Annotated in this window: 13 protein-coding genes; 9 read left to right on the top strand and 4 right to left on the bottom strand. The window is 69.0% G+C overall.

The features are described 5' to 3' along the window. Positions 1–78: 78 nt before the first annotated feature. From ACFW0G_RS44420 to ACFW0G_RS44430, 3 genes are all read right to left on the bottom strand, one after another. Positions 79–534 carry an SgcJ/EcaC family oxidoreductase gene (locus ACFW0G_RS44420; RefSeq protein WP_378331614.1) on the bottom strand — a complete coding sequence of 152 codons (456 nt, stop codon included), beginning with the start codon at positions 532–534 and terminating at the stop codon, positions 79–81. 27 nt (positions 535–561) lie between these two features. Continuing rightward, a complete protein-coding gene (locus tag ACFW0G_RS44425; protein ID WP_378331615.1) occupies positions 562–1023 on the bottom strand; it encodes an SgcJ/EcaC family oxidoreductase in 462 nt (153 codons plus the stop codon). 105 nt (positions 1024–1128) lie between these two features. Beyond that, positions 1129–2355 (bottom strand): aminotransferase class V-fold PLP-dependent enzyme, encoded by a 1227-nt coding sequence (locus tag ACFW0G_RS44430; RefSeq protein WP_378331616.1) that lies wholly within the window; start codon positions 2353–2355, stop codon positions 1129–1131. Between the two features lie 131 nt (positions 2356–2486). Here ACFW0G_RS44430 and ACFW0G_RS44435 point away from each other — a divergent pair, with 131 nt between their 5' ends. The 8 genes from ACFW0G_RS44435 to ACFW0G_RS44470 are packed head-to-tail and all read left to right on the top strand — an operon-like array spanning position 2487 to position 9961. Beyond that, positions 2487–4091: a phytoene desaturase family protein gene (locus ACFW0G_RS44435; RefSeq protein ID WP_378331617.1), complete on the top strand. Its 1605-nt coding sequence runs from the start codon at positions 2487–2489 to the stop codon at positions 4089–4091. Beyond that, positions 4081–4416 carry a hypothetical protein gene (locus ACFW0G_RS44440; protein WP_378331618.1) on the top strand — a complete coding sequence of 112 codons (336 nt, stop codon included), beginning with the start codon at positions 4081–4083 and terminating at the stop codon, positions 4414–4416. The genes ACFW0G_RS44435 and ACFW0G_RS44440 overlap by 11 nt, the downstream gene beginning before the upstream one ends. After that, positions 4413–4931, top strand: coding sequence for a hypothetical protein (locus ACFW0G_RS44445; protein ID WP_378331619.1), 519 nt, complete (start codon positions 4413–4415; stop codon positions 4929–4931). The genes ACFW0G_RS44440 and ACFW0G_RS44445 overlap by 4 nt, the downstream gene beginning before the upstream one ends. Positions 4932–4937: 6 nt before the next feature. Continuing rightward, on the top strand, positions 4938–5270 hold the full coding sequence (locus ACFW0G_RS44450; protein ID WP_378331620.1) for a hypothetical protein: 333 nt from the start codon (positions 4938–4940) through the stop codon (positions 5268–5270). After that, a complete protein-coding gene (locus ACFW0G_RS44455; protein WP_378331621.1) occupies positions 5270–6112 on the top strand; it encodes an SDR family NAD(P)-dependent oxidoreductase in 843 nt (280 codons plus the stop codon). The genes ACFW0G_RS44450 and ACFW0G_RS44455 overlap by 1 nt, the downstream gene beginning before the upstream one ends. Next, on the top strand, positions 6105–7562 hold the full coding sequence (locus ACFW0G_RS44460) for a pyridoxal phosphate-dependent decarboxylase family protein (protein ID WP_378331622.1): 1458 nt from the start codon (positions 6105–6107) through the stop codon (positions 7560–7562). Before ACFW0G_RS44455 ends, ACFW0G_RS44460 begins: the two co-directional genes overlap by 8 nt. A 27-nt stretch (positions 7563–7589) precedes the next feature. After that, positions 7590–8687: a pyridoxal-phosphate-dependent aminotransferase family protein gene (locus ACFW0G_RS44465; RefSeq protein ID WP_378331623.1), complete on the top strand. Its 1098-nt coding sequence runs from the start codon at positions 7590–7592 to the stop codon at positions 8685–8687. Continuing rightward, positions 8687–9961, top strand: a complete 1275-nt coding sequence (locus tag ACFW0G_RS44470; RefSeq protein WP_378331624.1) for an APC family permease — start codon at positions 8687–8689, stop codon at positions 9959–9961. Before ACFW0G_RS44465 ends, ACFW0G_RS44470 begins: the two co-directional genes overlap by 1 nt. Here the strand turns inward: ACFW0G_RS44470 and ACFW0G_RS44475 are convergent. Further along, the gene (locus tag ACFW0G_RS44475; protein ID WP_378331625.1) at positions 9883–11088 is read right to left on the bottom strand and encodes an aminotransferase class I/II-fold pyridoxal phosphate-dependent enzyme; all 1206 of its coding nucleotides are present in this window, start codon (positions 11086–11088) and stop codon (positions 9883–9885) included. The two genes, ACFW0G_RS44470 and ACFW0G_RS44475, sit on opposite strands and share 79 nt — an antisense overlap. 137 nt (positions 11089–11225) lie before the next feature. Here ACFW0G_RS44475 and ACFW0G_RS44480 point away from each other — a divergent pair, with 137 nt between their 5' ends. Next, a complete protein-coding gene (locus ACFW0G_RS44480; protein WP_378331626.1) occupies positions 11226–12410 on the top strand; it encodes an acyl-CoA dehydrogenase family protein in 1185 nt (394 codons plus the stop codon). Positions 12411–12581 lie beyond the last annotated feature (171 nt).

Consider the following 12581-nt stretch of genomic DNA (forward strand, 5'->3'; position numbering starts at 1 on the left):
TGTCGTTGATCCCAACATTGAGGGACTCAGAGTCCCTCAATGTGGCATTCACGGACCGGGGCAGAGCACCAAGAAGGCTCAGCCTGTGATGGGGCTGGTCTGGTGGGACAGCAGCTTCCAGTCGCCGTCCTCCTTGACGATCACCCAGGTCGCGCGGACCTCGCGTTCCGGCGCGACCCCGGTTTCGCCCTTCAGCACGAGGCCGCCCTTGGTGACCGCGAAAGCCACGGTGTCCGACAGTTTGCGGATGACGACCGGGGTTTCCTCGAGCCGGGCGCCCGCGTAATCGCCCGCGAAGGCCTCTTTCATGTATTCGAGGACTTCTTCGCGGCTCTTGAGCTGCTTGTCACCGACGAGCATGCTGCCGTTGTCGGCGAAGACCTCGGCGAACAGTTCGGCGTCGTTGCGCTCCCACGCGCCGCGGATGCGCAGCGGCACGGTCAGCACCGCGCCCTCTTCGCCGTTCGGGAAGTCGCCGTAGTTGGCCGCCCACTTCTTCGCGCCCGCGACCAGTTCGGATGCCTTGCCTGGCATGATGTTTCTCCTCAGGGGTTCAGGGGGTTACCAGCGCAGGGTGGCGCCCGCGCCGCGCGGGCTGTTCTGGTAGCCGGCCAGGTACCACTGACCGTCGTCCTGCTTCACGCAGACCCAGGTCGAGCGCACGGCGAGCTCCGGGTCGATCTCGGTCTCACCCGGCGCGAGAATGCCGCCGTGGGTGCGGATCAACGCGACGGTGTCCGAAGCGAACCGCAGGTCAACCGGCTGGCCCGTCACACCGCTGCCCTTGAACGGACCGGCGTAGGCGGCCTTCATGAACGCCCTGATCTCTTCGCGGCCGACCTTGTACACGTCACCCGGCAGGATCAGGATCCCGTCCTCGGTGAACACCTCGGCAACGCCATCAGCGCTGTTCTCCGCCCATGCCCCGACCAAGCGGAGCGGGACGCTCAGTACTTCCTTTTCCCGCTCGGAAGTGAACTGGCCGTAGTAGGCCGTCAACCTGTCCTCGGCACTGACCGACATGAAAGTCTCCTCATCGAAGCAATCGCATACCCGTGGTCGTTCCCAGGTTCATTGTCCGCGCGTGGTAACGAAGCGCTTCCTATTCCTTGCGACCGTCAGCGCGTTTCAGGCGGCGGCGCGGGCGGTGGCCAGATCGGCGAGCGCGGTGACGAGGCGGTCGATGTGCGCGCGGGTGGTGCCGAGGCCGATGCTGGCCCGGACGATCGAGTCGTCGGTGCCGCCGGTCAGGTGGCGCACCAGGTTGTGGGCGCACATCTTCCCGTCGCGGACGCCGATGCCGTAGGAGTCCGACAACGCTTGGGCGAGCAGGTGCGCGTCCCAGCCTTCGACGGCGAACGAGACGATGCCCACCCGTGCCGAATCGGGGCCCCACAACGAAAGTTCGCGCAGGCCGGGCACCGACGAAAGGCCGGAACGCAAATACGCGAGCAGGCGTTCTTCGCTCGCCACGAGCGCGGGCCAGCCCGCATCGCTCAGCGCCGAACAAGCGGCCGCGATCGCGAGCGCGCCGAGGACGTTCGGACTTCCCGCTTCATGGCGTTCCTCGGCGGCGGAGGCCCAGACGACGGTGTCCGGGCCGACCAGCTTGCTGGCACCACCGCCGCGCAGATAGGGATCCGCGTCGCGGAGCCAGTCGCCGCGCCCGATCAGCACGCCGGCTCCGAACGGCGCGTAGAGCTTGTGCCCGGAGAAGGCCAGATAGTCCACATCGGACATGTCCAGCGGCCGGTGCGGGGCGAGCTGCGCGGCGTCGACCGCGATACGCGCACCACGGGCGTGTGCGGCCGCGGCCAGCTCGTGGACGGGCCACAGCTCGCCGGTCACGTTCGAGGCGGCGGTCACCACGAGCAGGCCGCCGGGGGAGAGCGCGTCCGCCGCCGCGTTGACGGCTTCGAACGGCGAGGCGGGCATGGGCAGGCGCACCACGAAATGCCGGTGCAGCCAGGGAAGCAGGTTGGCGTGGTGCTCGGATTCGAACACCACGACGGTGGTGGTCAGGGGAACGCAGGAGGCGAGCAGGTTCATCGAGTCGGTCGTGTTGCGGGTGAAGACCACCGCATCGCCCGGCCGCGCGCCCGCGAACCGGTGCACCGTCCGCCTGGCGTCCTCGTACGCACGAGTGGTCAGCTGGGAAAGCCGCCCGGCGCCCCGATGCACGCTGGCGTACAACGGCAACGCCGCGTCGAGCGTGTCCTTGACCGCGCGCAGACACGGCGCGCTCGCCGCGTAGTCGAAGTTCGCGTACGGCACCCGAGTGCCGTTCGCCAGCGGCACCCGGACATCCGTGCCCACCACCGCGGGCAACACGGGGTCCAACGAGGTAAGGGACACGGTCGACCTCCTGGTGAAGTTCCCCCATCCGAGCATGTCGGCGCGAGGGAACCGGGGCAACTCCGGTAGTGCTCAGTGCCGAGCAGTATGGGAGACGCTGTATGGCGGCGTGCGCGCCGACAATGGACTCCGTGAGTGACACATATGACGTGGTCGTGGTCGGGGCCGGGCACAACGGTCTGGTCTGCGCGGCTTATCTGGGACAAGCGGGCTACCGCGTCGCGGTGGTCGAACGGCGCGACTTCGTGGGTGGCGCCTGCATCACCGAAGAGGTCTTCCCCGGGCACCGGTTCAGCACGGCGAGCCTGGTGACCACCTTGTTCCGCAAGGAGATCATCGAGGACCTCAAACTCGCCAAGCACGGGCTGAGAGTCCTTGAGCGCGATCCGTCGGTCACCGCGCTCCTGCCGGACGGGCGTTATCTCACGTTCAGTTCCGATCCCGCGAAAATGCGCGCGGAAATCGGCAAGTTCTCCCAGCACGACGCGGACGCGTATTTCGAATACGGTGCCGCGATGCGCCGGATCGCCCGTTTCGCCGAGCCGTATGTGGCCGGTGGGTCCAGGCGGCCGTTGTTCGAGGACATCCCGGCGTTGAAAGCCACCTTGCAGACCGCGGCCGGACTCGACGACAAGGACCTCCGCCTGCTGGTGGGCACGCTCTTCGGCAGCGCGCGTGAGGTGCTCGACGAGTGGTTCGAGTCCGAACCGCTCAAGGTCACGCTGGCCACGGACGGCACCGTGGGCGTCGACGGCGGGCCCTCCATGCCGGGTACCGCGTATCTGATGCTGTACCACCAGATGGGCACGACCGAGGACGCGCGCCCGTCGTGGGGCCAGGTGAAATGCGGGATGGGGAGCATCACACGGGCGCTGTCCGCGGCGTGTGAAGAGTTCGGAGTGGACATCTTCACCGGGCGGGGGGTCAAGCGGATCCTGCTCGGCCACTGCCCCCGCGCCGTCGCCTGCCGGGGTGTCGAACTCGAGGACGGTACCCATATCGCCGCACGGGCCGTGGTTTCGGCGGCGGACCCCTCGACCACCTTCGAGAAGATGGTCGATTCCGACGTCGTGCCCGCGAGCTATCGCGCCGCGCTGGCGGGCCGCCCGCATGTCGGCGTCGCGGGCAAGGTCCACCTCGCGCTCGACCATCTCCCCGAGGTGCGCGGCTTCGACGGCTTCGGCGAGCACTTCAGGGGAACGCTGCAGATCCTGCCGGACATGGATCACCTCGACCGGGCGCACGCCGAGGCGAGGGCGGGGATCCCGCCGGCCCAGCCGCACGTCGAGTGCTCGGTCCCGAGCATTCTCGACCCCGATCTGGCCCCGCCCGGCAAGCACATCATGAGCATGTACCTGCAGTACCTGCCCTACCAGCCGGCGGGAACGACATGGGACGAGATCCGGGAGTCCTATTTGGACAACCTGCTGGCCTACATCGAGCCGTACCTGCCGGGACTCACCGCGGCGGTGACGCACCGCAAGCTGTTCACCCCGTGGGACATCGAACGGGAAATCGGGCTGCCCGGCGGAAACCTCTACCACGGCGCGATGTCTCCGCTGGACCTGTTCGCCGGGCGTCCGGTGGCCGGGTACGCCGACTATCACACGCCGGTGGCCGGGTTCTTCCTGTGCGCTTCGGGCACGCGGCCGGGCGGCGGCGTGTTCGGGATCCCGGGCAGGAACGCGAGCGAGACCGTGCGCAGGTATTTCATGGAGCGGCGTAATGGGCGATGAGGACGAAGACGGATATGACGTCGCCGACCTCGGGCTGATCAGGTCGATCGCGCTGCCCGCCGACGGGAAGATACCCGTCGCGGTCGCCGAGGTCCCGAGCCGGGAACACTACGACGGCTACTTCCGGATCGCGCGTGGACGCCCGGACCTGGCGGCCTGGACGCAGTCCTGTTTGGACGTCCAGCGTGATGTGCTCGCCGACTTGGCGCACAGCTCACTGTCCGATGAGGACAAGGCCGCGATACTGGCGGGCTGCGTGGTCGTCCTGCACAGCACCCTGGCGGAATGGCTCGCGCCCGCCGGAATCGAGGAGGCCGCGGCGTGAACGACACCGGGCAGGCCGTGCTCCGCTGGAAGCTGGGACATCAGCTTTTCCACCTGCACCTGGCCGCGATGAACGGGCTGCTGGTGGAAGCGGGTCACGCGCTGGAGAAGTCCCGCTGGCCGGATCTCGAAACGGCCTTCGACAAGCTCACCGTTCTCTATGACGCCGCAACGTCGACGATGCGCTACGCCTCGGACTTCAGCCAGGATCTCTACGAGCGGGTGATCCGCCCGTCGATGGCACCGCCGTTCATGGGGCCGGGGTTCTCCGGTGTGCTGAACGTCGAGCACGAGCAGATGCTCGGCAGGCTCACCACGCTGCGGCGCGGGTTCAAGGCGGCGGACCGGGCCGGGCGGGTGCCCGGCGACGTGCGGACCGCGGCCGCCCGGCTCTGGTCCGCGCAGTCGCGCAACCGGCGTCACCACATCTTCGTCTGCGAAAAGTTCGTGCCCGAGGGCGGATCCCTGCTCTCTGAGTACTGGCAGTCCCAGAAATCCGCCACCGACAAGGAGTAGAGAGCCATGATCCACGTTCTGGAAACCTGGGAACTGAAGGAAGACTACGCCGACCGCGTGCCCGAGCTGATGCAGAAGATGGACGACCTGGTCGGCCCGCGTGCGCACGAGCACCCGGCCTTCCTCGGCCACGCCACCTTCTACCAGCACGAGCACCAGCCCACCAAGGTGTGGGTGATGTACCCGTGGCGCAGCCGCGAGGAGGCCGAAGAGCTGGTCGGCGGCGAGGCGCCGCTGATCGACGAGTTCGAGGCCACCTACTGTGCCGCGCCGCGCGAGGTCAGCTACCTCACCGAGGTGCCGCACGAGCACGATCACGACGACGATCACGACCACTGATGCGGACCCGGCTGCCCGGCACGGACCAGGTCGCGCTCGTCACCGGCGGCGCGCGCGGGATCGGCAGCGCGTTGTGCGCGCGTCTCGCCGAAGAGGGCGCGATGGTCGCGGTGAACTACCGGAGCGACTCCACGAGCGCGCAGGCACTCGTGGACCGGCTCCGGGCGTCGGGCGCCCGCGCGGTGATGGTCCAGGCCGACCTGTGCGATCCGGACCAGGCCGAGCGTGCCGTGCGCCAGACCGCCGAGACCTTCGGCACGGAAGTCTCGATACTGGTCAACAACGTCGGCGAGTTCGTGCTCGGCGCGGTGGCGGAGACCTCGGCGAAGCGCTGGAAGTTCATCATCGACAGCAACCTGAACTCGGCGTTCTACGCGACCAAGGCGGCGCTGCCCGGTATGCGGGCGCGGGGCTTCGGCAGGGTCGTCACCATCGGGCTCGCCCCCGCGCTGGACATCAGGGGCGCGCCGAACCTCGCGGCGTACACAGTGGCGAAAACCGGGATCGCGGTGTTCACCCGGTCGCTGGCGAGCGAGGAGGCCCGGCACGGCATCACGGTGAACTGCGTGGCACCCGGCCTGATCGACAACGGTCATCTGCCGCCGGAACAGGCGGGGTGGATGGCGAAGCGGGTCCCCGCCGGGCGCCTGGGTACTTCGGACGACATCGCCGACGCGGTGGCGTTCCTGGTCTCCGACCGCGCCGGGTACATCTCCGGTGCCACGCTTTCGGTATCCGGCGGCTGGGACTGGGGCGACCGCCCGAGGGACCACGACGAGGACGTGACCGAGCTCTTCGCCGAGGTCCCCGCGCAGAATTCCGGTGAGGCCACGCATGCCTGAGGAACCCGGCGACTGGGCGCCCGCGGAGTTCGAGCAGCACGGCAGGGAGCTGCTCGCGGTGCTCCGGGAGCATTTCGAGTCGATCCGGCAGGTCCCGGTGACCGTCCCGCGGGACACCGGGGACTTGTCGGCCTCGCTCCGGGCCGAGCTGCCCGAGCACGGCGTGGACTTCGAACGGGTGCTCGCCGACACCCGCGAGCTGGTCGTGCCCTATCTGGTGCACTGGAACCATCCGTCGTTCCACGGCTATTTCGCCAACAGCGCCAGCTTTCCCGGGATTCTCGCGGAGACGATGACCGCGGCGCTGAACGTCAACGCGATGCTGTGGAAGAGCGGGCCGGCGGCCTCCGCGCTCGAACGGGTCGTGCTCGGCTGGGTCGCGGAAATGGCCGGCTACCCCGAGGAAGCGGACGCGGTGCTCGTCAACGGGGCTTCGCTGGCCACGTTGTACGCGCTCGCGGCCGCGCGCGACGCCGCGCTCGGGCCGAGCGTGCGGGTGGAAGGCCTGGCCGGGCGCGATCTCCCGGTGCTGCGGCTCTACACCTCCGATCAGGCACACAGCTCGGTCGACAAGGCCGCGATCACCCTGGGCTTCGGCCAGGCGAACCTGGTCAAGGTGCCCTCGGACGAGCGGTACCGGATGCGGCCGGAGGCGTTGGAAGCGGCGATCCGTGCCGACCTGGCCGCGGGTTTCCAGCCGGTGGCGGTCGTCGCCACGGCGGGCACGACCTCGGTCGGGGCGGCCGACCCGATCCCGGCGATCGCCGACGTCTGCGAGCGCACCGGCGTCTGGCTGCACGTGGACGCCGCGTTCGGCGGATTCTGGCGGCTGGCGCCGTCGCTGGCCGATTGTGTCGAGGACGTGAGCCGCGCGGACTCGCTGGTGGTCAACCCGCACAAGTGCCTCTACATCCCGATGGAGGCGACGGCGTTGCACTGCGGGCGCCGCGGCGCGCTCGCGGACACGTTCCGCCTTGTCGCCGAATACCTCACGTCGGCCCAGGACGAGCACACCGTCGACTACATGAACCTGACACCCCAGCTGGGACGGAGTTTCCGCGCGCTGAAACTGTGGTGGGTGATCAGGACGTTCGGCAGGGCGGGCCTGGCTCAGCGGCTGGAGCACAGCGTCGAACTGGCGAACTGGCTCCGCGAAGCCGTCGCCGCCGAACCGGGGTGGCGCTGCCCGGTGGACTCGATCTATCCGTTGGTGTGCCTGCGGTTCGAGCCTGGCGCCGACCGGGAGGTCCGCGACCGGCTGAACGCCGAGATCGTCGAGGAGCTCAACGCCTCCGGCGAAGCCTTCGTATCCCACACGGTGCTCGACGACGGCTACGTGATTCGGGTGTCGATCGGCAATATCCATACCACGCGCGCCGACGTCGAACGGCTGTGGCGCGTACTACGCGAGATCGCCGCACGGCGGTTCTCCTCGCCGCGGGCGGCTTGACCTCGCTGGAGGAACAGGGAGTAGAAGATGAGCAACGCGCTGGCGGCGGTCGACGGTGGTCACGGCGGGATCAGGCACCTGATGATCCCCGGCCCGTGCCGGCTGCCTCCCCGCGAGCTGGCGGTGCTGGGCAGGCAGATCCAGCCACACTACGGTCCTGAGTGGACGGACGATTTCGCCGCGGTGCACGAGGATCTCGCGCTGCTGCTGGGCGCGGACCGCACGTACCTGCTGCCGGGGTCGGGCTCGGCAGGGCTGGACGCCGCGTTCTTCAACCTGTTCGAGCCGGGCCAGCGGGTGGCGGTGGTGGACTCCGGCTACTTCGGCAGCAGGCTCGTCGCGATGGCGCGGGCACACGGGCTCGAAGTGCGCGTCGTGCCGTGCGAACCGGGGCAGCCCGCCGACCCGGAGCGGGTGGACCTCGGTGGGTGCGACGGGCTGGTGGTCACCCACGTGGAGACCGCGACCGCGGTCCGGCATCCGATCGAGCAGCTGGCACGGCTGGCCCACGAGTCCGGCGCGGTACTGCTCGTCGACGCCATCGCGGCCGCCGGCGGCGAGCACATCGACATGCGCGCGATGGGGGTCGACGCGCTCGTTTCCGCGTCCCAGAAGGGACTAGGTGGCGCGCCCGGCCTGGCCGTGGTGGCACTCACCCAGCCGGGAAAGGCGCGTGTCGACGCCCGCTCGCTGCGCCCGCCCACCTGGTATCTCGACCTCGCGCGGTGGGAGCACGCGGCGACCGAGGACGACTGGGAGCCCACCCCGGTCACCATGCCGACCAGTCTGGTGCACGTACTGGCGAGCAGCCTCCGGCGGATTCATGCCGCAGGCAGGGAAAACTGGGTCGCCGAGCGCGCGGCGTTGCGCGCCGAATGCCGCGATGGCTTGCGGCGCCTGGGTTTCGGCGTGGTCGCCGACGACGAGCACGCGGCGAACCTGGTGGTCGTCGCCCGCCATCCGCGCGCGGACGAGCTGTGCGAACGGCTGCTGGACGCCGGGGTGATGATCGCGGGCGGCCTCGAACCGTTCGCGGGCGAGACCTTCCGGATCGGGCTGGTCGGCACCGCCGCGAACCGGTCATTGATCGAACTGCTGCTGCACGAGATCGAGAGGATGCTGTGATGGTCACGCTGCAACGGTCGATGGGTGTTTCCGGGCTCGTCATCCACTACGTGACCTCGGTGGTCGGCGTCGGCATCCTCATCCTGCCCGGGCACGCGGCGGCCGAGGCCGGGCCGCTGTCGCTGCTCGCGTGGGCGCTGCTGATCATCTACTCGTACCCGCTCGCGCTCACCTTCGCGCGGTTGTCCGCCCAGTATCCGAGCGCCAGCGGTATCGCCTGCTTCGTCAGTTCCGGCCTCGGGGCGCGAGCCGGTCGCTGGGTCGGAGCGTTCCTGGTGCTGTCCCTGCTCATCGCGAACCCCGTGCTGGGGCTCGCCGCGTCCCGGTATCTGCTGAACATGTGGGATCCCGATCCCAGTGCCCTGAAGGTGGTCGCGCTCGGCTTCGCGATCATGGTCGGCTCGGTCCTGTTCAACCTGTTCGGGGTCAAGACGAGCAGCTTCGTGCAGGGCGCCGTGCTGGTCGCGCTCGTCACCTTCCTGGTCGTGGTGATGACCGTCGCCATGCCGAGCGCGGATCCGGCGCATCTGACGCCGTTCGCGCCGCACGGGTGGTCCAGCATCGGCGCGGCGCTGATCGTGTGTTTCTTCGGGTTCATCGGGTGGGAGAACGCCGCGCCCGTCGCCGAAGAGGTGGTGGATCCCCGCCGGACGTTCCGGAAGGCCATCGCGCTGGCGGTGTTCGTGATCGGCTTCCTGTACCTGACGATGGCCGCGACGATCGTGCTGGTGGTGCCGCCGGGAGCCGCCGAAGGCAGCCAGATCACGGCGTTCACGACGCTGCTGCGGATCGTGAGCGGGGAAACGCTGGCGCGGGTGGGCGGCATCGTCGCGGTGGTGCTGTTGCTGCTCGCGACGAACGCGTGGGTGCTCGGCACCTCGCGGATGATCTACTCGTCGGCGAGGAACGGCCTGCTGCCGGCTGCCTTGACGAAGGTTTCCGCACGCCGGAACGTGCCTTATGTCGCGTTGCTTTCGCTGATCGCCGGGTATGGCGTGCCGGTCGGGCTGCTCGCGGTGACCGGAAGCACGGAGGAGCGGCTCATCACCGCGACGTCCGCGGCGTTCCTGCTGATCTTCCTGGTCACTTTCGTGTCCGCGCACCGGTTGCTGACCGGGCGTGGCGCGCGGGCGTGCAATATCGCCGTCGCGGTCGTCGCGGCGGCGATGCTGCCGTTCTTCGGGACCAGCCTGATCTACGCGGCGGTGCTGACGGTGCTGGCGCTGGTGATGGCGGCGCGGAAGCAGGCTGCCGGCCGGGCCTGCTGCTGCTGACGCCGCTCGATCCAGCCCGCCCACACCTCGAGGGCCTCCTGCGGGTCCTTGCGCCCGACCCCGACGCGGAAGCGGTCGGTGGGCACCGGTGTCAGCTCCGAGACGTACAGGCTGGCGGGCAGCAGCAGGACGCCGGCCTCGGCGACGAGGCCGGCGCACATCGCTTCGACCCCGTCCGCGCCGAGATAGCGCGGGAAGCTGACGCAGCCGCCCTTGGGGGGCTGCCACTCGAACAGGTCGGGGAAGGCGGCGAAGAAGGCGTCGAACCTGGGCACGTTCGCGGCGATGATCCGGCGGTTGCGATCCAGCAGCCGCTCGCGGCAGTGCAACGCGATCAGCGCGAGTACCTCGCTGACCGTCGAGTTGCAGATGGACGCGTAGTGCTTGGCGCGTTCGAGACGCCGCAGCAGCGCCCGGTCGCGGCAGGCGATCCAGCCGATCCGCAGACCGCCGAGCCCGTAGGCCTTGGACAGCACGTTGAGGGACAGCGCGCCGGCCGACAGATCGGCGGCCTGCGGCAGCGTGGTCTCCGCGTCGAGCTCGACGCCGCGGTAGACCTCGTCGCTGAACAGCCGGATCCCGTGGTCCTCGGCGAGACGGACGAGCCGGTCCCAGGTTTGCCGGTCGGGGATCGTGCCGGTGGGATTGTTGGGGAAGTTGACCGAGATGACCTTGGTGTTCGGGCGGATGGCCCGCTCCAGCGCGTCGACGTCGAGGCGCCAGCCGTCCGACGGGTCGAGCGCGATACCGGTGACCTCGCAGATCGACAGCGGAATGGTCTCGGCGGCCTGGTAGTTCGGGGTGACGACGATGGCGTGGTCGTCCGCGTCGAGCAGGACGTGCATGGCGAGGTTGAGGGCTTCCTCGGCGCCGGCGAAGCAGAGGACGTCCTCGGCCTCGATGTTCTCGTACGTGTCCGCGATCGCGGCGCGGAGCGCGGGGAGGCCGTAGGTTTCGCTGTAACTGAGGTCCAGGCCTTCCCAGCGTTCGCGGTCTTCGTCGCTCGCCATGGCGAGCAGCTCCGCCTTCGACACCGTCTGCGCGTCCGACGCGGTGAGGTGGTACTTCGCGACGAACTCCCACCGGGAGAAATAGGATTCCAGCCGGAACTCGGGAAGGGTAGGCATTACGTCAGTCTCGGCCGCCCTCGGAGCTGCCCGCGTCTCCTGGTGTGCTGCCGTAGTCCGCAAGGGAAGAGGGGCACACGGGGGTGGTTTGCTGAGACCCTCGGGTACACCTTGACTACCGGTCCGAGGAGTACATTGTGGATCCCACCGAAACAACGTCGGAGCAGGAATTCGTCAGCCGTGCCTCGAACCTGGTGCCGTTGCTGAAGGCGAACGCGGCTTGGACGGAAGAGAATCGCAGGCTGCACCCCGAGACGCTCGAAGCGCTGACCGACGCCGGCTTCTTCCGGATGCGTATCCCGAAGCGGTACGGCGGGCACGAGGTCGGGCTGCGGACGCTGTCCGAAGCCGTCACCGAACTCGGGCGCGGCGACGGCTCGACGTCGTGGACCGCGGGTGTCTGGACGATCAGCACCTGGATCGCCTGCCTGTTCCCCGACGAGGTGCAGGACGAGATTTTCTCGACCCCGGACGTGCGCGTCTGCGGCATTCTCAGCCCCACGGTGACGGCGACGCCGACGAAGGGCGGCTACCTCGTCAACGGCAAATGGACGTTCAATTCGGGCGCCCAGCAAAGCCACTGGAACACGAACTCGGCGCTGCTGCTCGACCCCGACGCCGATGGTCCCCAGCCGATCATGACGGCGATTCCGTTGAAGGAACTGGAAATCGTCGACGACTGGTACACCTCGGGCCTGCGCGGCTCCGGCAGCGTGAGCACCGTCGCGCGGGACGTGTTCGTCCCCGCCGAGCGGGTGCTGAAGATGGGTCCGGTGCTGCGCCAGCAGTACGCGTCGGTCAAGAACGCCGGCTCGCCGATCTTCCGCGCGCCGCTGCTGCCCACCGCGTGCGCCACCGTCAGCGCGACCGTGCTGGGACTGGCGAAGGCGGCCAAGGAAGCGTTCTTCGAGCGGCTGCCGGAGCGCAAGATCACCTACACCGACTACACCCGGCAGTCCGAGGCACCGCTGACCCACCTCCAGGTCGCGGAGGCCACGGCGAAGGTCGACGAGACCGAGTTCCACGCGCTCCGCGCCGCGGACCTGGTGGACGCCAAGGCCGCTTCCGGCGAGGAGTGGACGCTGGAGGAACGCGCGCGCGTCCGGCTGGACCTCGGCGCGACCTGCCAGCGTGCCAAGGAGGCCGTCGACATCCTGGCCACCGCCAGCGGCGGTTCGTCGATCTACGACTCGGTGCCGATCCAGCGCATCGAACGCGACATCCGCACCCTGAACCTGCACGCGATCATGCACCCCAACACCAACTTCGAGCTCTACGGCCGCATCCTCTGCGGCCTCGGCCCGAACACCCACTACCTCTGATCCGCTGCCGACCCGAAGGCCCCCTGCGCCAAGCCAGCCTTGGTGCAGGGGGCCTTCTCGCATCCGCCGTGGCCGGAAATGCCGTTAAGGCCACCTTGCGGGCGTCTGACGCCCGTAAGGTGGCCTTAACGGCACGTGAGTCCAGTGTGGACAGAGGACTCAGGCGGTGGC

This window comes from Amycolatopsis sp. NPDC058986 (genome assembly GCF_042741125.1).
Taxonomy (GTDB): Bacteria; Actinomycetota; Actinomycetes; order Mycobacteriales; family Pseudonocardiaceae; genus Amycolatopsis.